At 67.5% G+C, this 20,250-nt stretch carries 27 protein-coding genes and 1 pseudogene; 7 read left to right on the top strand and 21 right to left on the bottom strand.

Annotated features, from left to right (window positions below; all coding sequences use genetic code 11):
- Positions 1-3 precede the first annotated feature (3 nt).
- From CRO07_RS15510 to CRO07_RS15525, 5 genes are all read right to left on the bottom strand, one after another.
- Positions 4-2,466, bottom strand: coding sequence for a phage tail tape measure C-terminal domain-containing protein (locus tag CRO07_RS15510; protein WP_097031575.1), 2,463 nt, complete (start codon positions 2,464-2,466; stop codon positions 4-6).
- A 27-nt stretch (positions 2,467-2,493) separates the two neighbouring features.
- Entirely contained in the window at positions 2,494-2,658 is a 165-nt protein-coding gene (locus CRO07_RS18780) for a DUF7697 family protein (protein WP_176504599.1), read from the bottom strand.
- Positions 2,659-2,720: 62 nt separating this feature from the next.
- On the bottom strand, positions 2,721-3,158 hold the full coding sequence (locus CRO07_RS15515) for a hypothetical protein (protein WP_097031576.1): 438 nt from the start codon (positions 3,156-3,158) through the stop codon (positions 2,721-2,723).
- An 11-nt stretch (positions 3,159-3,169) separates the two neighbouring features.
- Positions 3,170-4,108: a phage tail tube protein gene (locus tag CRO07_RS15520; RefSeq protein WP_097031577.1), complete on the bottom strand. Its 939-nt coding sequence runs from the start codon at positions 4,106-4,108 to the stop codon at positions 3,170-3,172.
- 24 nt (positions 4,109-4,132) lie between these two features.
- Entirely contained in the window at positions 4,133-4,552 is a 420-nt protein-coding gene (locus CRO07_RS15525; protein WP_097031578.1) for an acyl-CoA transferase, read from the bottom strand.
- Between the two features lie 128 nt (positions 4,553-4,680).
- Between CRO07_RS15525 and CRO07_RS18475 the strand changes: the two genes are divergently transcribed.
- Positions 4,681-5,499 (top strand): hypothetical protein, encoded by an 819-nt coding sequence (locus CRO07_RS18475; protein WP_176504600.1) that lies wholly within the window; start codon positions 4,681-4,683, stop codon positions 5,497-5,499.
- Between the two features lie 25 nt (positions 5,500-5,524).
- Here CRO07_RS18475 and CRO07_RS15535 read toward each other — a convergent pair whose 3' ends face one another.
- From CRO07_RS15535 to CRO07_RS15545, 3 genes are read right to left on the bottom strand one after another with little or no spacing between them, the layout of a single operon-like run.
- Complete coding sequence (locus CRO07_RS15535; RefSeq protein WP_097031608.1) at positions 5,525-6,160, bottom strand: DUF6441 family protein; 636 nt, start codon at positions 6,158-6,160, stop codon at positions 5,525-5,527.
- A gap of 5 nt (positions 6,161-6,165) precedes the next feature.
- On the bottom strand, positions 6,166-6,477 hold the full coding sequence (locus tag CRO07_RS15540) for a head-tail joining protein (RefSeq protein WP_097031579.1): 312 nt from the start codon (positions 6,475-6,477) through the stop codon (positions 6,166-6,168).
- Positions 6,477-6,812, bottom strand: a complete 336-nt coding sequence (locus CRO07_RS15545; protein WP_097031580.1) for a DUF2190 family protein — start codon at positions 6,810-6,812, stop codon at positions 6,477-6,479. Before CRO07_RS15545 ends, CRO07_RS15540 begins: the two co-directional genes overlap by 1 nt.
- Before the next feature lie 71 nt (positions 6,813-6,883).
- On the opposite strand from CRO07_RS15545, the gene CRO07_RS15550 reads away from it, so the two are divergent.
- Together CRO07_RS15550 and CRO07_RS15555 are read left to right on the top strand one after the other, a co-directional pair.
- Positions 6,884-7,123: a ribbon-helix-helix domain-containing protein gene (locus tag CRO07_RS15550; RefSeq protein WP_097031581.1), complete on the top strand. Its 240-nt coding sequence runs from the start codon at positions 6,884-6,886 to the stop codon at positions 7,121-7,123.
- 6 nt (positions 7,124-7,129) lie between these two features.
- The gene (locus CRO07_RS15555) at positions 7,130-7,417 is read left to right on the top strand and encodes a type II toxin-antitoxin system RelE/ParE family toxin (protein ID WP_097031582.1); all 288 of its coding nucleotides are present in this window, start codon (positions 7,130-7,132) and stop codon (positions 7,415-7,417) included.
- A gap of 2 nt (positions 7,418-7,419) precedes the next feature.
- Here CRO07_RS15555 and CRO07_RS15560 read toward each other — a convergent pair whose 3' ends face one another.
- The 5 genes from CRO07_RS15560 to CRO07_RS15580 form a co-directional block, all read right to left on the bottom strand.
- Entirely contained in the window at positions 7,420-9,453 is a 2,034-nt protein-coding gene (locus CRO07_RS15560; protein ID WP_235841040.1) for a prohead protease/major capsid protein fusion protein, read from the bottom strand.
- A 4-nt stretch (positions 9,454-9,457) separates the two neighbouring features.
- Positions 9,458-10,981, bottom strand: a complete 1,524-nt coding sequence (locus CRO07_RS15565; protein ID WP_097031583.1) for a phage portal protein — start codon at positions 10,979-10,981, stop codon at positions 9,458-9,460.
- Positions 10,981-11,187: a phage head-tail joining protein gene (locus tag CRO07_RS15570; RefSeq protein ID WP_097031584.1), complete on the bottom strand. Its 207-nt coding sequence runs from the start codon at positions 11,185-11,187 to the stop codon at positions 10,981-10,983. The genes CRO07_RS15565 and CRO07_RS15570 overlap by 1 nt, the downstream gene beginning before the upstream one ends.
- Before the next feature lie 84 nt (positions 11,188-11,271).
- Entirely contained in the window at positions 11,272-13,275 is a 2,004-nt protein-coding gene (locus tag CRO07_RS15575) for a phage terminase large subunit family protein (protein ID WP_097031585.1), read from the bottom strand.
- A complete protein-coding gene (locus tag CRO07_RS15580; RefSeq protein ID WP_097031586.1) occupies positions 13,223-13,783 on the bottom strand; it encodes a hypothetical protein in 561 nt (186 codons plus the stop codon). Before CRO07_RS15580 ends, CRO07_RS15575 begins: the two co-directional genes overlap by 53 nt.
- Positions 13,784-13,894: 111 nt before the next feature.
- Here CRO07_RS15580 and CRO07_RS15585 point away from each other — a divergent pair, with 111 nt between their 5' ends.
- The 4 genes from CRO07_RS15585 to CRO07_RS15600 all read left to right on the top strand — a co-directional run bounded on the left by CRO07_RS15585 (position 13,895) and on the right by CRO07_RS15600 (position 15,423).
- Positions 13,895-14,155: a hypothetical protein gene (locus CRO07_RS15585; protein WP_097031587.1), complete on the top strand. Its 261-nt coding sequence runs from the start codon at positions 13,895-13,897 to the stop codon at positions 14,153-14,155.
- A 96-nt stretch (positions 14,156-14,251) separates the two neighbouring features.
- Positions 14,252-14,764, top strand: a complete 513-nt coding sequence (locus CRO07_RS15590) for a DUF3489 domain-containing protein (protein WP_097031588.1) — start codon at positions 14,252-14,254, stop codon at positions 14,762-14,764.
- A complete protein-coding gene (locus CRO07_RS15595; RefSeq protein ID WP_204840030.1) occupies positions 14,765-15,115 on the top strand; it encodes a type II toxin-antitoxin system Phd/YefM family antitoxin in 351 nt (116 codons plus the stop codon). It begins immediately after the preceding gene.
- Positions 15,116-15,129: 14 nt separating this feature from the next.
- Positions 15,130-15,423, top strand: coding sequence for a type II toxin-antitoxin system RelE/ParE family toxin (locus tag CRO07_RS15600; protein WP_097031589.1), 294 nt, complete (start codon positions 15,130-15,132; stop codon positions 15,421-15,423).
- On the opposite strand, the gene CRO07_RS19585 is transcribed toward CRO07_RS15600, so the two are convergent.
- The 8 genes and pseudogenes from CRO07_RS19585 to CRO07_RS15635 all read right to left on the bottom strand — a co-directional run bounded on the left by CRO07_RS19585 (position 15,359) and on the right by CRO07_RS15635 (position 20,216).
- Positions 15,359-15,625, bottom strand: a complete 267-nt coding sequence (locus tag CRO07_RS19585) for a DUF7220 family protein (RefSeq protein ID WP_097031590.1) — start codon at positions 15,623-15,625, stop codon at positions 15,359-15,361. The two genes, CRO07_RS15600 and CRO07_RS19585, sit on opposite strands and share 65 nt — an antisense overlap.
- Positions 15,598-16,077, bottom strand: a complete 480-nt coding sequence (locus CRO07_RS15610; RefSeq protein ID WP_097031591.1) for a MerR family transcriptional regulator — start codon at positions 16,075-16,077, stop codon at positions 15,598-15,600. The genes CRO07_RS19585 and CRO07_RS15610 overlap by 28 nt, the downstream gene beginning before the upstream one ends.
- Positions 16,074-16,556 carry a hypothetical protein gene (locus CRO07_RS19195; protein ID WP_235841042.1) on the bottom strand — a complete coding sequence of 161 codons (483 nt, stop codon included), beginning with the start codon at positions 16,554-16,556 and terminating at the stop codon, positions 16,074-16,076. The genes CRO07_RS15610 and CRO07_RS19195 overlap by 4 nt, the downstream gene beginning before the upstream one ends.
- Positions 16,557-16,758: 202 nt before the next feature.
- Positions 16,759-17,322: pseudogene (locus CRO07_RS19200) on the bottom strand (DNA cytosine methyltransferase); the annotation flags it as partial.
- Positions 17,270-18,640, bottom strand: a complete 1,371-nt coding sequence (locus CRO07_RS15620; protein WP_097031593.1) for a site-specific DNA-methyltransferase — start codon at positions 18,638-18,640, stop codon at positions 17,270-17,272. The gene CRO07_RS15620 and the pseudogene CRO07_RS19200, both read right to left, overlap by 53 nt.
- 411 nt (positions 18,641-19,051) lie before the next feature.
- Positions 19,052-19,480: a DUF6362 family protein gene (locus CRO07_RS15625; RefSeq protein WP_068765055.1), complete on the bottom strand. Its 429-nt coding sequence runs from the start codon at positions 19,478-19,480 to the stop codon at positions 19,052-19,054.
- A complete protein-coding gene (locus CRO07_RS15630; RefSeq protein WP_456236510.1) occupies positions 19,477-19,683 on the bottom strand; it encodes a hypothetical protein in 207 nt (68 codons plus the stop codon). Before CRO07_RS15630 ends, CRO07_RS15625 begins: the two co-directional genes overlap by 4 nt.
- A complete protein-coding gene (locus CRO07_RS15635) occupies positions 19,680-20,216 on the bottom strand; it encodes a hypothetical protein (protein ID WP_097031595.1) in 537 nt (178 codons plus the stop codon). Before CRO07_RS15635 ends, CRO07_RS15630 begins: the two co-directional genes overlap by 4 nt.
- Positions 20,217-20,250 lie beyond the last annotated feature (34 nt).

Raw genomic sequence — 20,250 nt, forward strand, 5'->3', positions numbered from 1 at the left:
TCCTCACATGCCCCGCCGCCCGAGCGACACGGCACGGGCAATGTCGCTGGCGACCTGCGTGCGCGACTGGCGGAAGCTCTCGGCGTCGCGGGCGTTGATCGTGACGTTGACGGTGGAAGCGCCCGCCTGGCCGTAACTGGCCGCCTCGCGCCGGGAGAGAACCCGCTCCCCGCGTTGCAGGATCGCGGGCACCTCATCGGGACGCAGCCCGGCCCAGCCCCCGTCGTGCATCCGCGGCGCACTTGCGAAGGCCAGCGCCGGGACCATCCGGCCGGGACCGGGGGCGCCAGCCATCCCGCCTGCATGCAGGATGTTCGCGAAAATCCCACCCGCCCCGCCCAGCGCGCCGGAAAGGGCATTGGCGATGGGGCCGAGGATGAAGCGCCGGGCCGCGAGCTTCGCCAAATCGGCGATCATTGAGGTGACCAGATCGCGGAAATCGAGCTTCCCGGTCTTCACGAAGTCACCGATGGCGTTCTCGGCACTCTGGAAGGCCCCGACCAGCGCGCTGCCGATATCGCCGCCAATGTCGCGCGCCTTCGCGGCGTAGTCGGCGAGTGCGGCCATGACGGCCTGCCAGCCAGTAAAGGCGGTGTCCGCACCCTCGGCGGCCGCAGCGCCCGCATTGCGCGCGGCGCCGCCAGCGCCCTCGGCGGAGGTGGCCGTGTCGTTCAGCCCGGCTGTCAGGGCATCGGCCGAGGCGGCGGCATCTGCCAGGGCGGTCTCTGCCTCGGTCCCGGTACCGGTCACCGCATCCTTCAGCGCCTGCCAGCTGGCGAGCGGCCGACCGGCGGCATCGGCCAGCATGCCTGCGGCCTCGCGATAGCCGTCGGCCCGGGTGCGGGCATCCTCGGCCATGGCACCGAGGCCGAGGTCAGGCGGTTCGAGGTAAGTCCGCGACAGCGCGGCGGAGAAGGCATCTGCGGCGGCGGCACCGGCTGCGGTCGCAGCCCCCTCGAAGGGATTGCCGATGCGGCCGAGTTCCACCGGGTCTAGGATGCCGATCCTCACGCCACCTTCGCCGGTAGCCCATTCCGGCAGCAACGCCAGCGCGGCGTTCAGCGTCTCGATGAAGTTGTTGATGCGGGTGACCACGCCGTTCAGCATCGCCTCGACGCCGGAGATCAGCCCATTCGCCGCCTGAAAGGCAAAGTCGCCGATGGCACCGGGCAGACTGCCCCAGATCGCCACCGCCGCGTCATAGGCCCCCTGGAAGATCGCCGCCGTCCGGTCGCCGAAGCTGACGACACCCGCGATGGTGCCTTCCAGCGCCGAGAGCCCTGCCGCCTTCAGGCCCTCCCATCCGGCCGCCATCCGCGCGAGGGCTGCATCCAGCGACAGACCGATCCGCGACCAGACCTCGCGAGCCAGATCGCCGAGCAGGCGAAACGCCTCGCCCACACCGCCGACCCGGGAGACCAGCTGCGAGAACTGATAGACCAACTCGCCCGCACCGACGATCAGCGCGCCGATGCCGGTGCGGATCAAGGCGCCGCGCAGGAACACGAGCGCCGTCGCGAGGCCGCGAACCGACAGAGCAGCAACAGCCATACCTGCGACCCAGCGGCCTGCCATGACGGCCGCGAAGGTCGCGGCATATGACGCCAGCCTTCCAAGGTTGCCGATCAGCCCCTCGATGGCCGAGCGCAGGATTCCGCCATCCGAGGCGAGCGCCACGAAGGTATTGGCCAGCGCCTCGATGGTCGGGGCCACGGCGACGGCGATGCGGTTGCGCAGGCCGTCGAAGACCAGCGAGACCGTGCCCAGCGCCAGTTGCGTGCGGCGCAGGGCTTCCAGCGCATCGCTGTCCAGAACTGCGCCAAGATCGGAGGCCTGATCGCCGAGCCGGGCCATCTCCGCGCCGCCGTTGCGCAGCAGCGGCAGCAGGCGCGTCGCGTCCGAGGCCATGGCTTCGAGATAGAAGGTCATCTCCTGCTGGCTCAGACCCGCCCGTTCCAGCGTGTCGACGTAAAGCTGCAGAGCCTCGGGGCCGGAGAGGCGCGCGAACTGGTCAGCCGTCACGCCGACCCGGGGCGCGACGTTCTCGAAGAAATCCGCCATCGGACCGCCGCCGGTCTGCAGGAAATCCCCCACCCGGTCGTTCACGTCCTTGAGGATGTCGGCCAGCTTCTCCTGCTCGATGCCGACCGTTCGCGCCCCGGCCGACCAGCGCTGGAGCGCCTCGGGCGTGGTATTGGCGACCTGCGCGAACTGCCGGATCTGCGCGGCACTCTCGGCGGTAGACTTTACGATCAGACCGAGCGAAGCCGTGGCGGCGGCAGCGGCGGCCCCAAGGGCGAGGCCCGCCCGGCGTGCGAAGGCCGCAAGCCGGGTGTTCGCCAGCTCCATCTCGCGCGAGAGACGGCCGAAGCCCTTCGCTCCGGCTTCGCCAACACCTTCCAGTTCGGCACGCACCTGGCGGCCGCCCACGGCGGCGAGCCGGACGGAGACGCGTTTCTCGGCCATGGGATCGGGGCTCCGGTTGGGATAGGGTCAGTCGCGGCTGGCCGCGATTTGTTCGTTGACGCGGCGGACCATCACCGCCTCGAGGGCGGGCAGCAGTTCGGCGATAGCAGGCGGGGAGATGCCGAGGGCCGCGCCCAAGGCCAGCGCCGCGCCCATGTCCCAGCCGATCACCGCGCCGGGGATGACGCGCATCTGCCCGCCAAGGCGCTGCGCCAGGTCCCAGACCTGCGCGCCCTCCAGCGTCAGGGGCCGGTTCAGCCGTGCGGGGCAGTCGGGACAGGATCCTGCGCAGGCCGCGCAGTAGCCTTCGCCCCCGCCGAAGGACCAGTCGGCAAGGGCGCAGAGCCGTTTTTTTCCGCGTCCAGCAGGAGCGCCTTGGCGACGTACAGGGTCTGGAACGCCTCAAAGGCAGGCCAGAGGTCGAGAAGCGCGTCGATGGCCTCGGGGCTCGGCTCGATGGGAGTGCCATCGGCGTCGCCGATCCCCTCCCATGCAAGGATCGCGCGCCGCGCCAGCGCCTTGGCCATGGCGAGCGCGGCTTCCTCGGTCGCCGCCCCCTCGGGCAGCTCGGCAATCGCGGGATCGCCCCGCGCGGAGACCATCAGCGCCGTGGTGAGCGGGCGGAGCTTGATGCGCACGCCGGGGATGAGGTCGCACCACTGCGGCGCGTTCGTGAGGTCGAGGGTCAGCATGGCAGGCCTTCTCAATAGGTTGCGACGGTGTTGACGAGGACGGCGGTGCACATCCGGGCGGGGCTGCTGGCCTTGGCCGCCTGCCAGTCGAAGGTGGCCTGGATGCCCTGCGGCCCGGGGATCTCGATGCGCGGCCGCGGCAGGTAGACGGCATGCGCGGTGAAGGTGAAGCTGGCGTTGGCGCCGAGGCTCCAGGCGAAGACCAGTTCGCAAGGCGTGCCGTCGATGGCCTGGGTGATCAGCGTGGTGTCGGCGAAGCGCACCTCCACCCGGCCCGTCAGCGCGGCCATGCCGGGGTCTGCCCCCTCGATGCGGCCGTCCGAGCGGATGGTCTCGATGCGGTCGAGGCCATTGGAATAGGTCACCTCGGCCGAGATGACGTTGCCGAGCGGCGTGCCGTTGCGCGTGATCGCCCCGTTGAAATGCCCGAACCGCTGCAGCGCCAGCGCGGTGGGCGTGCCTGCGGCCGTGGTGGCGGCGACGTTCTCTCCCTGCGCCACCAGCCGGGCCGTGGCGGTCAGCAGCCCCGACCGCGCCATCTGCCAGGACAGCTGGTCGCAGACGCAGCCGGTGTACATCGCGTAGCGCGGCACCTCGGGCATGGCCGTCTCGATGGCCATCGACGGCAGGGTCCAGTTCCCCGACTGGAAGGTGTGGGTCTTGGGCGTCGTGCCGGTGGTCGTGGGCTGACCGAAGGCGGCCTTCAGCCAGAGGCCGAAGTTCTCGACGTCGATCGGCACGACGACATCGCCATCGGCGGTGACCGCGTCCTTGATCGGGGCCAGCGGGTCGCGCCCTTGGCCCAGCAGTTCCGAGGCGATAAGCGGCTGTTCAGAGCCGAGTGTGGTGCTGGCGAAGGGCACCGTCCGGTAGCCCGTGGCGGGCGCGGTGCCATAGACAGTCTCGAACGCAAGCGCCATCTGCGCCCGCGCGCCGTGTGCGCGTGCCATTGGGGTCTCCTTGGATGTGGGGTGTCAGGCCAGAGGGCCGGTGGTGGTGTAATGCAGAACGACGGTGATCACCGCCGCCTTCAGACTGGCGGCACCCTCGACCGGCAGATCGACCGGACGCGGCGCTTCTGCCTCGACCCAATCGCAAAGACCGCCCAGTGTGCGGTCGGCGGCGAGCGCCGCGCCGATGCTGGCGCATAGCGTGTCGAAGGCGGCGTCACGGGCAGCGCCCTGCACGACCGCCTCGATCTCGGCCCGGTGCTGGTAGTGATAGCGCAGCGGCGAAAGCGTGACCTCCGGCTCCCCCGGCTCGCCATCGCGTAGGATCAGGAGGCCAGCAGCGGGCACGCGCTCGGGCAGCACATCACCGCGCAGGGCGGTGGCGGGCAACGCCGAGAGCCGCACGTACAGCGCGGCGAGGATGGTTTCGCGGAGGGTGGACATAGTCGTACTCGGAGTTGAGTGACACTGACACGGCCACTTTGCAGAATGCCAACCGGTGTATCCGAACTTCCACACTTGACAGCCAAGTGCTTCGGAACGTAACGACACTGGGCGGCAGTAGCCTTAATATGGCAGAGGCACTGATCTTTGATCAGAAGTCCCGGTTCGATTCCGGGCTGTCGAGAGTGGGGCTTCTGCCCCTTTCTCGACAGCCCGGGGTGATCATGGACCAAGCAGCAAAGTTAGCAGTTTTTAGAGCTCAGGTGCTTAATGCGCGATCATTGAAGACAGCGCTGCGGCAGGTACACCGATGTGTTAACGACGCACTTCGTTCAAACGACCAGGCGCGAGTATCAGCCTTCACGAAGACCTACGCGCTTCTTTTTTGCTCCTGGGCTGAAGCGAATTTCTCAAAGATAATTCACACGCCATACGGCTTCGAAATCGATGAAATCGCACAGATACAAGTTGCAAAGGGCGAGGGCATTGCCACCGCTTGGAAAAAGGCTGTTGAACTGGGCTTACGTCACCTCGACGCAAAGAGAGGCAACTTTCAGCCGAACACGAAACAGAAGCTATTTGGCGTAATAGAACGTCACGTCTTTGATCCAAGCCTTTTCAGAAACAAACTTGCCCACGGCCAGTGGAGTGTAGCGCTGAACCGAAAAAATGACTCTGTTGAAGCAGAACGTACGGCGCAGATTGCAGCATTGACCGTGGTGCAAGTAAGTTCATGGATCCGAGGGCACGAACTTATGGCGGAGGCAGTAGAAGCACTCATCGAGTCACCCCGAAAAGCGTTCATGCGTGACTGGTACCAGTATGTTGTTGACCTAGAGGCGAGCATTATCGCTGCTGAGCAACGCACTTTGGAACAGCATGTACAAAACCTGCTGGAAAAGGACGCTCGAACAGGGGCTAAAGCAAAACGGCATGCGCCCAATTGATGTGCAATGCCGCGCTTGGGGACGATCAGTATCCGACTACGTCTTGCACCCAGTTCGCCACGATCAGCCCCGGCACGGCGTCATGCGCCCGCTCCGCATCCCGCGCCAGATCCAGCCGTTTCGGCAGCTTGACCTGCGGCACCAGCAGGAAGATTGGCGCGGTCACGAGGCCCCGGCCGGTCTTCGACCTGGACGCCACGGCGCGGCCCTTCGTGTTCAACCGCCCCTCGGTCACCAGAAGGCTCGGGCCCCTGCGGCGATAGATGAACCGCAGACGCAGGCCGGTGCGGCGCTCCCATTCGCCGGGCGTGATCCGGCCGCCGCGCAGGGACTTGACTGCAGCGGGCGTGGGGATCGCCAGCCAGAGGCCGTTCTTCGAGCGGATCAGCGGGCCGGTATCGTGGGCGCCGACAATGACCGGTGCATTGGACCAGACCACGGCCGCCGCGTTCAGGCTGGGCGTGGCCTTGGGGAACTGCTCCGACCGGATGGTGCGGGCGAGCCGGGGCCCGAGGCCCGCGCCGGTGATCTGCAGCCGCCACGCCACCTTCAGGCCGGTCCCAGCCTCGCGGATCGCGGCCGAGACGGCCCGCTCGCCCGCCGCAACCTCGGCCGCCATCATCGCGACGATATCGGGATCAATGTCGAGCTTCAGTTTCATCGCGGTCACGCCGGGCGCAGGTCGACGGTCCAGACCAGCCGCTCGCGGTCGCGGACGGGCTCGCCCTGGATGAGAAAGGCGTCGCCGTCGATCTCGATGCGGTCGCCGGGGCGCGGGGCTAGAACCTCGGTCACCCGCAGGTCGATGCGGGTGGTCTCGGACCAGAGCCGCGCGTCGCCGAAGTCGATGACCGCATCGGCACGCCGAGCGACGACGCGCACCAGGACCGGCGCGCCGCCATTGGCGATGTAGACCGCATCCCGCCCGATGTTCGGATCGGCGAAGAGCGCGCCGACGGCGGCGGCAAAGGCGCTCATCAGAAGGTGCCGTTCAGCCGCACCCGGCCGACCACATCGCCCGCGCCACCCGCCACCACCTCGGTCGCCACGCCAATCAGCGTGTTCGAGGTGGTGACCTTGGTGGTCTGGCGGGCGGTGTTGTCCCAGTAGATGCGGTCGCCCACGGCCCAAGCTTGCGAGCCGAGCTTCTTCAGCTCGTAGACGCCCACGAGCGCGGCCTCGACGGTTTCGCCGAGGGCGGCGGTGCCTGAAGCCACGCCGAAGATGGAGCCGACGAGCAGGCCATCGCCCGATGCGACGGCATAGGGCGCAGTCAAGGTGATGGTGTTGCCGGGCTGGACGTAGGTTTTCATGGGGGTTCCCCTCTGGATCGTGGTTGCAAGGAGTGCGAATTTTTCCTACCTTTGCGGCAGGAGGATCGGACATGGCCGGAAAGATCAGCATTTCCATCACCGAAGAGCACGCGGCCCTCTTGCAGGAAGCCGTGGGCAGCGGGGCCTATGCCTCGTCGAGCGAGGTGGTCCGCGAGGCGCTGCGCGAGTGGCGGGCCCGTCGGGTCGTGGGTGACCTCTGGGATGCCGGGATCGCCAGCGGCCGCGCCGAGCCCGGCACGACGATGGCAGATATCAAGCGCGAGGCACGCAGCCGCCGCAGCCTGGCCTGACCCTTCATGCCGCAAGTGTTCTTCACGCGGGCGGCCCGCGACGACCTGATCGAGATCTGGACGCATATCGCCGAGGACGATCCGACTGCCGCAGACCGCGTTCTCGACCGGCTGGACGAGGTCGCCAGCCACCTGGCGGATAACCCGCAGATGGGCCCCGCCCGGGACGATATCCGCCCCGGGCTGCGCTATCTGGTCAGCGGGTCCTACCTGCTCCTGTACCGCATCGACGGCGACGACATCGAGATCGTCCGCGCCGTGCACGGGCGGCGCGACCTCTACGGGTTGTTCTGACCTTACGCGCCCGGGTTCTTGTAGAGGCCGCGCCAGTCGATGGCCTTGGCGCCGAAGTCGAGGCGGCACTTGATCTCGACCCCGTCGACGTCGAAGCCGTTGCGCGTCTCGATGTAGGCGCCCTGCTGGCCCTCGAGATAGGCATACTCGATGGTGTCGATCTGGTTGGGCGAGGCCGCCAGATACCAGGAGGTGGCGCTGGCCGCGTCGAGACGCGGCTCGCTGATCGGCGAGAGCGTCCGGATCGACTGCGGCACCACCTTGGCGCTGTCGGCGGGCACGAGGTTCTGGGCCACCAGCTGCTCGGCCTTCAGTTCGAGGGCCGCGGGGACGATCAGGAAGGCGGGCCGGATGTTCAGCACCGTCTTCTTGTCGAGCCCGGTCTGCAGCGCCATCGCCGCCCGCGCGGCACCGACACTGGCCACGTCCATCGCAGCGCCAGTCGCGGCGAGGTTCTTGTGCGTCGTGTGGAAGAGCGCATTGCCGTCAGCCATCGCCGGGTTGGCGGTGATGATGCCCCAGACGACGTCGCTTTCCAGCTGGGCGATGGAGTTGCCGTACATCGCAGGGATCCGGGTGAAGGCGTCGAGATCGTCGTTGATCAGCACCTGCCGAGTGATCGCCACGACCCGGCCATAGGTCTTGACCTTGTAGCTCTCCTTGCTCTCGCCGAGTGTTCCGCGCTTGAACTCACCGCTTTCGCCCACTTCCAGAAGCTGCGGCGCTTCGCCGAGCTGGACGCGGTGCATGGACTTGAAGTCGGTCGCCAGCACCTGGCGGCAGAAGAGCGAGAAGGTGCGGGGATAGGCGTCATAGGCCTGCCGCAGGGTCTTGTTGGTCACCGCCGACAGGATCTCGGGGAAGTCCGAGGTCGAGTGCAGGGCCCGCGTAGCCACCTCGTCGCGCGACAGGCCGCGCGTGTTGACCCCGGCATTACCGAGGCTTTCGCGGGCCAGTTCCAGCAGTGTCATGCCGCGGTACTGGCGGGCGGCATCCTCCAGCGGGAAGAGCGTCGGGCTGTAGCGGTGCAGGAGCGCATTGGCCACCGCGTCGCGGCGGGTGATGCGTTCGTCCCGGCCGCCGAGGGGGACCGAGACATGCGGGAAGGTGCGGGTCTCATCCGACTTGGCCGCAACCTGATCGAGGATCAGGCGGCGGGATTCGTCAACGCTGACGCCGCGCTTGACCAGATCCTCGGCGAAGCTGCGCTCGAGGTTCAGGCGGCCGGTCAGATCGTAGATGGTGGAGACGCGGTCGCGCTCGGCCTCGCGGGCGCGGGTTGCGATGGCTTCGGTGTCGGGCGCGGGCGCCGGTTCCGGCATGCGCGCGGCGGTCGGTTCGAGCTGTGCCGGGGCCGCGACGGGCTGCTGGCGGGTCTCGGTAAAGGCGGGGACATCCCCGGCCACGGTGGTCGTGCTCTCAGGCATGGATGCCTCCTTTTGCATGCGGGTGTCGACGATCTCGACGGGATAACTGGCCTGATCCGAGACGCGCACCTGCGCGTGGGGATCGGCGGGGACGGTCACGAAGCTGACCTCGAGCGGGGTCCAGCGCTCGACGATGCGCTGCTCGACCTCGCCTTTGGCGGCGGGCTCGACGACCTTTACCCGCTCGATGGAATAGCCGACCGAGACGTTGCGGATGATGCCATCGCTGATCAGGCCGAACATGCGGTCGGCGGCCTGATCCAGCCCCTCGCGCGGGAAACGGATGGTCGCCTTGCCTTCCTTGCCCTCGATCCAGGCGCGTTCGACGACGCCCACTTGCGAATGCGATGACCAGACCGAATGGCTGTCGAGCGCCGGAGCCCCGGCATTGAGGCGCGTCAGGTCCACTGCGCGGTCGCTGACCTCGAGGATCTCGTCGAAGGGCACGGAGGTGTCCCAGCCGGTCCAGCGTCGCCGCCGAACGGCCGCGCCGGTGGTGAAGACCACGTCGACGGAGCGGGCATCGGTGTTGACGGTCGCGGGCAAGATGGGCGCGCGCCGCAGCTGCATCGGCAGGGCGACCGGAGCCGCCATGATGGTCTCGGGCATGGCCCTATTCCTTCTCTGGTTCGGATGCGGGGGGGGCCGGTTCGCTGGTCGGCTCGCCGGTCGGATCGCCCGCCTGCGCGCTGCCGGTCTTGGTGACGCGGCGCGGATCGCTGTCGAGCACGAGGCCGAGGCCATCGAGCTTGGCGTTGGTCGCGGCGATTTCTGCCAGCACCGCGTCCGGGTTGTGACCCTGCCGGGCGATGGCCTGCGCCAGCGTCATCGTGCCTGTTCGGATCGCCAGCAGGTCGGCCATCGCGTCCTTGTAGGGATCAACGGCGTCGAACTTCGGCGGCGACCATTCCACCGGCACGTCGGGCGTCGGGATCTGCCCCGCTGCCCATGCAGCCTCGGTGAACCAGCGCCAGACCGGTGCGCAGAGCATCGGGATGAAGAGCTGCCATTGGACGGCATCGATCTGGCGGCGGAACTCCACGAGCCCGGCCCTGATCGAGGAATAGTTGACCTGGCTCAGGTCCCCGGTCAGCAGCTCGTAGGGCACCCGGAACCCGGCCGAGATCGTGTGCAGGCTCGCCCGCTTGTATTCGCCGTAGCCGCCTGTGGCCGAAGGCTGGTTGAACCGGATGTCCTTGCCGCCGCGCGCATAGGCAATCAGGCCCGGCTCGAACTGTTCGACCCGGTTGCCGTCGGCATCGATCACGGAGGGCGCGATACCCTGCTGCGCCTCGTCGTCGCCGAAGACGATGGCGGTGACGCAGGCCTCAGTCTTCTTCCGGACCAGTTCCGCGACTTCGTAATCGTCGAGATCGCGCAAGCTGCGGATCACTGGCGCGCCCCAGGGAACGCCGCGCGCCTGCGTGCGCTGCTTCTCGTAGACATGGGCGATCTCGGTCGCTGGCACTGGGCGGCTCTGCAGCCCGTTCTGCAAGGCGCCGTAGGCGTCGCCCGGATGCTCGGCATGCAGCCAGTAGGCCCGGCGCCTGCCGACCGGGTCGAACTCGATCCCCTGCACAAGGCGTCCTGCGCCGAGCGCGCCGGATTTCGTGGCGTCGAGGAAGTCGGCCTCCAGCACCTGCAATTGCAGCGGCACGGCCAGTCCGTCCGAGGAACGCCGCAGCCTGCGGCGCACCAGAACCTCGCCCGCTTCGATCATTTCACGGCAGATCAGCGTCTGCAGCCCGTAGAAATCCAGCTGGCCGTCGGCGTCGCAGTTCGCTGTCCAGCGGGCGAACAGCGCGTCAACCTTGCGGTCCAGTTTGTCGTCGCCACTGGCAGCGCGCGGCATGATCCCTGCGCCGATGATGTTGTTGACCAGCACCGCCACGGCCTTGGCCGCATGCGGGTTGTTGCGTACCAGATCCCGCATCCGGTCGCGCAAGAGCGCCCCGGCAACGCCAATCTCGGTGTCGGCCGAGGATCCCGGTGCGCGCCAGCCGTCCGTGCGCCGGCCCTTCGCGGCCCCGTCATAGCCCCGCGTCACGGTCTCGAATGCCTGTCGCGCCAGCACGCGACGGGCGGCAGCCCGAGGGGCGACCGTCGCGATAGCGTGATCGAACCAGTTCGCGGGCATCAGCGATCTCCGCGGCTGAAGCCCGCCAACCCGGCGACCGGGAGCGGCCGCGTGGTCCCAGCAATGGCCCGCTCGATGGTGCGGATGCGCGTCAGCAGATCCTCTGCCGACCCGTAGTCGACGGATTTTCCATCATAGCTGACCCGGGTCGTGCCGCTGGCATAGGCGCGGCGGAGTGCTGCGAGTTCGGTTTCCGTCCAGTCCATGCCCTTCGCTCCCGCTCGGTGCGTTCGTTCCCTTGCGACGCTCCACCGGAGCCTCGCATCCGCTGCGCGGACCGGTCCTCACTGTCAGAACCATCCTCCGCGTCGGCCAAGCCAGTCCGACTGCCGTTTTCCCTGGGGTGCGGCTTGCGGCCGGTTGACCCGCCCCGCGCCATCGATTTCCGTTGGCGCCGCCCCGAGTTGATCCTCGAGATCGCGCCATTTCTCGTCGGTCCAGCGATCCGCGCCCGCGATCCAGGCGGCGGCGCGGGCATAGACCCGGCAGTCCAGCGCCTCGTTGCGCTCGCGCAGCTTCTGCCATTCCAGCCGGGCGAAGCCGCGCTTCGTGCGCACCGTCACCAGCTGTTCGGCCACGAACTGCTTCAGCCATTCGTTCTCGACCCAGTGCGGCAGGTGGACCGAGCCGGGCGGGAACGCCGCCCCGTCGGCGATGTCCTCCTCGGTCGGGCGCGCCAGCCGCAGGAAGCGGTAAGTCTCGGCCTTGAAGGTCGAGACCGCCACGGTCCAGAGTCGCGCCCCGCGCCGCAGACGTTTGCCGCCCTCGGTCGCATCGACGAATGTCGGCCCCGATACCGGGCTCGAACGGTTGAACCCCTCGACGCCTTTCACCGGCGACACCTGCCCAAACCCTTGCGCCCGCGACCAGGAATAGACTGCCGGAGCCTCGTAGCCGGTGTCGATGGCGAGCCGTGCGATGCGCAGGTGCGCGCCGCGTTCGTGCGGCCAGGACCTTTCCAGCAGCGCCGACAGTTCCGACCATGCATCATGCCGATCAGGCCCGCCCTCGATCACGACATGATCGACAAGCCAGCTTTCCAGTCCGCGACCCCAGGCCCAGACATCGACCTCGATCCGGTCCTTCTGCACATCGGCCCCGGCCGTCAGGAACAGCCCGCCCGCAGGCACCGAGCCGGATGTCCAGCGCTCGCGGCGGTCGTAGAGCCGCTGCCAGTCCGGGGCTTCGCCGCTCTCGACCCAGCTCTCGCCGAGGATCGTGTTGCGGAATGCCTTGATCGCCTCGTCCGACCCTTGGGCCGCGTCCCAGCCACGGGCGATGCGGGTCCAGCTGAGCCAGCCCACCGGCGAATAGAGCGCCGAGAGGTGATACCCGACCGTGGTCGGATCGGCGGCTGTGGCGGTCGCCCGCCATTCGCCGCCTTCCAGCATCGCCGTCTTGTGGTGCTCCGCGATTGCCGCGTCGCAGCCCTCGCAGTGATATTCCGCCGTCTCCGGGCGGCCCTTCTCCCAACGCAGCCGGTCGAACTTCAGCCATTGCATCGCGCCGCAATGCGGGCACGGCACGAAGAATCGCCTCTGGTCGCTCGCCTCATATTCGCGCTCGATCCGGCTCAGCCCCCGGATGGTGGGCGTCGAGACCAGCAGCACCTTGCGCCGGTGGGCGAAGGTCAGCGACCGCGCCTCGGCCAGCGTCACCGGGTCGCCTTCCTCGTCGGCCGAGGCCGGATAGGCGTCGACCTCGTCGAGGAAGATGTACCGCGCCGGGGTCGAGCGCAGTCCGACCGCCGAGTTCGCGCCCGTCATGATCAGGATGCCGCCCGCGAACTCCTTCGACAGCATCGTGTTGCCCGCGTCGCGGGACCGGGCCGGTTTGACCCGTTCCCGCAGTTCCGGGCTCTCGTCGATCAGCGGATCGATCCGCTGGCGCGAGTTGCGCTTAGCCAGTTCGACCGTCGGCTGGACCGCGAGCATCGGCCCCGGCGCCTGGTGGATGGCGAACCCGATCCAGTTGTTGCCCGCCTCGGTCGCGCCGACCTGCGCGGCCTTCATGAACACGATCCGTTGCGTGGGATCGCCGGGCGACAGCCGGTCCATGATCTCGCGCATGTAAGGCGTACGACCTGTGCGATAGCGCCCCGGTTCGGCTGAGGCGCGGCCCGACAGCATCCGGTGCTTGTCGGCCCATTGCGAAACGGTCAGGTCCGGGTCGGGCGTCAGCCCTGCACCCCAGGTGCGCAGGATTTCTGCTGCGCCGTCGAAGTCGGTCAGGCCCTCATCATCACCGGAAGTCAGGCCGGACCTCGGCGAGTTCGTCGAGGTGGGCACGGACATGTTTCTCAAGGACCTTCTGCATCGCGGCTGGCTCGACGCCCAGATCGGCCGCCATCAGCGCCGCCGCGCGCGCGGGCCAGTTCACCCACGCGTCCCGCACCTCCCGCGCCAGCCGGAACACCAGCGACAGCGCCCGGGCCCGCTCGATCAACTCCCCCTTCAGCTTCTGTAGCCGGATGCGCCGTTCCTGGGCCTTCAGCACCTCGTTCGCGGTCTTGGCCTGCAGGAAGGTCGTCCCGCCGCCGACGGCCGGGACCGCCAGCCCCTGTTCGCGCAGCGTGTCGCCGACGGCGGCCACCGCCGCCTCGGGAACGGGCTTCAGCTTCGGTTCGGGCGGCTTCCGGGTCTTCGAGGGGTCCGTGGTTTCCGCCCGGCGTGCGTCGCTGGCGGCCGCGTTGATGCTGCCGTCGGGATAGAGAACCAGACGCTCAGCGGCCTTGGCCTTCTGGATCGCGCCCCGCGACAGCCCGACATGCGCGGCGTACTGGCGCTCGCTCATGCCCTGCATCGACGGCTCCGATTATCATTCAAGATCAAGTTCTTATCTCGTTGATAAGCATCGCGGACAGAGCGAACGTGTCTCCAACGAAACGATGCAACTCACTTCGGAGCCACCAGAATGACCCGCCGCGCCACTGACAGTGAGACCGCTCCCGCCACCGGTTCGAGGGAGCGGTCGAACAAAGCCCTCGACGCCTTCATAGCCGCGAAGACCGAGATCGACGCGATGCTGGAGCGGCTCGCCGCCCTGAGCGCCGATCACTTCGAGACCAGCCCCGACGAGATCAACTGGGGCCACGTCGGCACCCTGAACCACTACCGCGACCGCCTGCGCGAGATCAGCGACAGCGCCTTCAGGGAAGGCGAGCACGCCGTCTGACCAACTGCAACGCAAGGACTCTCGCCGCGCGCCCAGCGCGGCTTTGGGTCGTAGGAGAGCCGCGACGGTCGCGGCCCCGATCAAGGAGACGACCCCATGCCCCAGATCCAGCTGACCGATACCCAAGCCGTTGTCCTCTCGGCGGCCTGCGCGCGCGACGATGGCGCGGTCTTTCCCGTCACCACCAAGCTGAAGGGCGGCGCCGTCGGCAATGTCTGCAAGAGCCTCCTGAGGCTCGGGCTGATCGAGGAAATCCCCGCCAGCGACCTCAACACTGTCTGGCGGCACGACGAGGAGCGCGGCCCGATCACCCTGCGCACAACGCCGCTGGCACAGACCACGCTCGGGATCACCGAGCCGGAGGCCACCACGACACCAGCCGAAGTCGCCACCGCACCGGTCCTGCGCAGGAAAGGCACCAAGCAGGACGCCCTGATCGAAATGTTGCGCGCGCCGGGCGGCGCCACCATCGCGGAGATCGCCGCCGCGCTCGAGTGGGAGGCCCACACGGTCCGAGGGGCCATGGCAGGCCCCCTGAAGAAGAAGCTCGGGCTCGAGGTGACCTCCGAGAAGGTCGAAGGCCGTGGGCGGGTCTACGCCCTGAAGTAAGTGCTGCAGCCCTCGACGCGCATCGGAAAAGGAGCTATATTCGCACCTAATTCGATGCGCGCCGGGAGGCCAGTCATGAACATCACCAAGGACATCAGCCCGCTGACCGAGTTCAAGCGGGATTCGGCGCGTCTGATCGCGCAGATCAAGGAAACCGGTCGGCCGCAGATCCTGACTGTGAACGGCAAGCCTTCCGTTGTCGTGATGGATGCCGCCGCGTGGCAAGAAATGCAAGACCAGCTCGACTATGCCGAAACGGTCGCGGGGATCCGCAAGGGTCTGACGCAGGCCCGTGCGGGTGAAGGCACCGACGCAGGTACGTTCTTCGACGGCCTCGCCCAGACGAAATGACTTCCCCTCTCCCGGTGATCATTACACCGAACGCGGCGGATGATCTGACAACGTCATGGACCTACCTGCGGGATCGCAACCCGAGGGCGGCGGATGAATGGCTGGCAGGCATCCGCGACACGATCCTCGCCCTCGGCGCGATGCCGGAAGCGCATCCGATTGCCACGGAGTCGCGTGAATTCGATGTTGCCGTCCGCCGCGCGCTGTATGGAAAGGCGACGCGCTGGCGGATCTACTATGCCGTCATCGACGGTGCTGTGCGGGTTCTTCACGTCCGCCATGGTAGCCGGAGCGATTGGCAACCCTGATCCGTTCGAACAGCCGCCGCAGGAGGCAGCCACGGACGAGGGAGACGCCGACAAAGACGAGACCTATCGTGAGGTGTTCAGTCAGCCCGGTCTCAAGGCCGAACCAGGGGAACACCGCAATCTGCGTCGCGATTGCCAACCCGTAGCCGACGATGGCATTGGTCGCCGCCTCGATCAGAGAGGCGACACGTTTCTGCTGCAATGCTCGATCCCTCCCTTCAGGGCTGTGATGGGAAGCGTGGTTTCGGCATCGCGATACGCGGCTGCGACATCCACGATGATGACCGTCCGCGCATTCTGCTTCAGCGCGGCGAAGATCTCCGCTTCGGTGACCAGCCCGACCGCTTGATCAGACTGGTTCTCTGCACAGTCCGTGAACAGAAACCGACCGGAAAGTTCAGAGACGGAGGCCATTCCGGTGAGATCGTCCCGGAGCCTGTCAGTCAGCAGCGATACCGCTTTCATCGTTAGCGCCTGCTTGCGCAGGGTGCCCATCACCGCGAGGCATGCGAGATCGCGCCAGTCGAACCGTCTTTGCTCACCGGATCGAACCGCCACAGAGGGTCTGAAGTGCCCGCGCGAGATCCACTGGCTGATTTCACCGGTCGTCACGGCGCAGGCAGCAGCGACTTCATGGATCGTCCATGTGGTCATACCTGCACCTCATCCATCGGCCAGCAGTTCAGCCGCCAGAGTTCGCAGCGCATGCGCCGCAACCAGCGGGACCACTCCATTGCCACAGAGCCGAAGCCGGTCCACCCGGTGGGCCAGCCCATCAGCGCCTCGACGAACAGCGGGTTCAAGGTTCGGCGCACGTCGGAGGTATTCGGCCCAGCCGTCGGCGTCACCAGGACCTGGCGGCCAAGCAGTCCGTTGACCGGCGTGTTCGCGAGTGTCGTCGCCCCGTCCTTGTGATCGCGTGCCGTCGGCGTCATCCACATCTGACTGGCATGGGTCAGATCGGCTGTCTTCCGATTGCCGGCACTCGGCTTGTTGCCGTCCGTCGCCATCGGCGTTGGCCAATCCCGCGCCATCCGGTCGAGACCTTTCTCGTCGCGCCTGTCGCCGCCCCGGCTTCGAAAGCTGTCGATCTGCGGCGTGGGCCACATCGCGGCCGTCGTCGCGAGATTCATCCCGTGCTGGCCCGCTGCCTGCGACGGCGTCGGTTTCGTCTGCCGGTTTTCGTTGGCGCTGGCGCGGGGCGTCGGCCAGAGCCGCAGCAGCTCCGTCCGGTTCCCGCCACTCGACCGGGTCCCAGAGCAGGCGCGCGGGGTCGGCCAGCTCGTCGCCCTCGCGTATGGCGAGGATGAACAGCCGCTCGCGCCTGTGGGGCGCGCCGACTTCCGCCGCCGTGAAGAGGCCTGCCGCAAGCTTGTAGCCCATGCCGACCAGTCCGCTGGCGACTTCGGGGAAGCCGAGGCGGAGATGATGGGCGACATTCTCGAGAAACACGAATGGCGGCTCGACCTCGCCGATGATGCGGGCGACATGGGGCCAGAGGTGCCGCGGGTCGTCGGCACCCCGGCGCTTGCCCGCGACCGAGAATGGCTGGCACGGATAGCCCGCAGTGATGATGTCCACCGCGCCGCGCCACGGGCGGCCGTCGAAGGTTCCAACGTCGTCCCAGACAACAGCCTGATCCAGGGACGCGTCTTCCATCCGCGCCACGAGAGTGGCTGCGGCGAAGGTTTCCCGTTCGACATGGCCCACAGCACGATATCCGGGGATAGCGATGGTGAGCCCAAGGTCGAGACCACCTGCGCCGGAGCAGAGGGAGAGGCCGAAGAGGCATGCGTCTCCGGCTCCGGAAGCGCATCCGGAGGAAGGTAAAGCCAGGTCATGCATGTCACGCGGCGGTCTGGCGCTTTCGCGCGGGTTCGGCGTCCGTTGCCGGGGCATCGGCCGGGGCGTCGGCGTCGTCGCCCAGCCGCTCGGTCCTTACCTGCGCGAAGGTCCGGCCGTCGCCGTCGAGGATCGCGTCGCGGCCGGTCTCGGCCTGCCAGCGCTCGACCGCGACATCGACATAGGCGGGACTGATCTCCATCGCGAAGACGCGGCGGCCATTCGCTTCACCCGCCATGATCTGCGAGCCCGAACCTGAGAACGGCTCGTAGCAAAGGCCGCCCCGCACCACATGCTGGCGCATCGGAATGCCGAAGGCGTCGAGCGGCTTTGGCGTCGGGTGGTCGGGGCGCTCGTCCTTGGCGAAACTCGGCAACGCCCATGTCGATGGCAGCGTTTCCTCGGCCACCTTCGGCGGGCGGTTCGGGCGGCGCCAGCCCATGAAGCAAGGCTCGTGCTTCCAGAGATAATGCGACCGGGTCAGCACCCCGCGGTCCTTCACCCAGATGATCTGCTGATGGACGAAGGCACCTGCCTTTTCCCAGCAGGCCTCCAGCATCGCCTGGCGGCGCGAGGCGTGCCAGCAGTACCAGGCAGCGTCCTCGGCGATCGCCTCGGCGACGGCGGCGGCGATGAAGCCGTCGTAGAGCTCCGCGCCCTGCGAACTGTCGTCCCAGGTCGTGCCGTAGGACGCGGACCAGTCCTTGTTCCGCGTCGGATGGTTCGAGCCATCGTAATCCACCAGATACGGCGGATCGGTCGCGAACAGGATCGCCCGCTCGCCATTCATCAGGCAGCGCACATCAGCAGCACTGGTGCTGTTACCGCAAAGCAGGCGGTGGTCGCCGAGGATCCAGAGATCGCCGGTCCGCGAGGCCGGATTGCGCGGGGGTTCGGGGATGGTCACCGGCGGCACTGAGCCCCCGGCGCCACCTTCTTCACCGTCCGCCTCCGGCACGAAGGCCAAGAGCTTGTCCAACTCGCCGTCGGAGAAGCCGACAAGGGACAAGTCGAAATCCTCGGCCAAGAGGTCATTCAGTTCTGCCGACAGCAGCGCCTCGTCCCAACTGCCGAGTTCGGTCAGCTTGTTGTCCGCGATGCGGTACGCCCGCCGCTGCGCCTCGGTCAGGTGCCCCAACACGATCACCGGTGCTTCCGTCAGCCCTAGTTGCGTCGCGGCCAGCACCCGGCCATGGCCCGCGATCAACTCGCCATCCTCGGCCACGAGGCAGGGCACAGTCCAGCCGAACTCGGCCATGCTGGCGGCAATCTTCGCGACCTGGTCCGCGCCATGCGCCTTCGCGTTCCTCGCGTAGGGCTGGAGGCGCGACAGCGACCAGGTCTCGATCCGATCAGGGGCGAAGCTCAGCGTCATGGTCGGGTGGGTTCCGATGTGATGGTGGATGCTGGCCGGATTCTGGACACCGGATGCCGCACTGGACTCCACGCGGGGTCCAGCTGCGTCCGGGGTATCCAGCCCAAGGGCCAGCGTTCATTGGTGTTTGCGTAAGGTCAGATGGATCCAGCTTCCGGGTGGCTTCCCAAAAATCCGGCCCTGTCGCTGGCGATGTGCCGCGCTTCGCCCGCCAGCATACGAATATCGCCCGGAAGGAACCGCCACCTCGCCGGGGCTGGACCCCGACCGGACTCTCGCTGGATACCGGAAGCCAGTGGCCCCCTGCCCCGCGCGCTCCTCTCCCGAGCATATCAACTTTCTAGCCCGGGAGAGGGCTTTCTGTCCCTTCGAAAACTGTCCGCCGGACAATTTTCTATCTGGAACGCAGGGTTACGCGTCACTGGCTAGGTCGATCACCCTCTGCTTCGACAGGTTGCGGTTGAACCGCCGCTTGTTGAGGGTGAGCGCGATCACCGCGAGGCCGAATTGCCAGTGCTGATGCGCGGCCGACCGGTGCAGCCCTGCGGACCAACATATCTCCTTCCACCGCTCGCCATGGGCTTTCATCCAGACGATGCGACCGTCCACGGGCTCGAGGCAGGCGGTCCAGGTCAGCGTTTCCTCCATGCGGCTGATCGCCTGCGGCGATGGCAGCACGCGCATCGGTTTGGGTTCCTGCCCGACCTTGTCGCCAAAGCTGTGCAGGACCGCAGGCCAGGTGCTGAAGTAGCCTTGCCTGCGTGGCTCGGGCAGACGCTTCAGGACGAAAGCGGCTTCGGCCAGCCGTTCCTCGACCAGCGCGGGGGTCCAGACGGTCATCGATGCACCTCCCGCCCAGTCGCAGCTGGGCCATAAAGCTTCTCCCCCAGCTGGCGCACCAGTTCCCGTTCGGGCCAGGTCAGGCGGTGATCGTCGAGGGCGACGGCCAACACGCGCTGTTCGCGCCAGCCATCACGCTTGACCTCATCGGGATTCCGGCGACGGCCGCCATACCCCTTCGGTGCAAAACGCATACCCTTCATTGCAGGCCCCCCTTGGTCTCGAGCGCCCAGATCAGGATCGCGATCGCATCCGCTTCGTTGTCATCGGCAGGGCTGAACCCCCGCGCCCGGGCGGCGGCAATCATCGCCGCCTTGTCGGCGTTGCCCTTGCCAGTGGCGTGGCGCTTGATGGTGCCGACCGGGACACCCTCGTAGGGCACGCCGCGCAGTTCCGCCCATGCGGTCAGCGTGGCCATCAGCCCGCCATAGACATGGGCGGCGTCGGTTGCGGCGTGGCGACGGACCTCTTCGAACCAGATGGATGCGATGGGCCCGGACAGACGATCCAGCTCGCCCAGCCAGTTGGTGAACCGCAGATAGCGCATGCCACCGCCAGCGAAGCGACCGGGACGGAAGGAGACGGTGCCGCTGGTGATCAGCCCATCAAGGCCATGCAGCGCCCATCCCGTCGTGGTGCCAAGGTCGAGGGCCAACAGGGTGCGGCCTGACCTGACGGCGGTCGGCAGATCGGGGATGGCCACATGGGGTTGGGTGGCGAAGGACAGGTCAGCCATGGATGGTCTCCTCTTCTGGTTGGCTGCGTAGGGC

It is taken from the genome of Cereibacter ovatus, assembly GCF_900207575.1.
Taxonomy (GTDB): Bacteria; Pseudomonadota; Alphaproteobacteria; order Rhodobacterales; family Rhodobacteraceae; genus Cereibacter_A; species Cereibacter_A ovatus.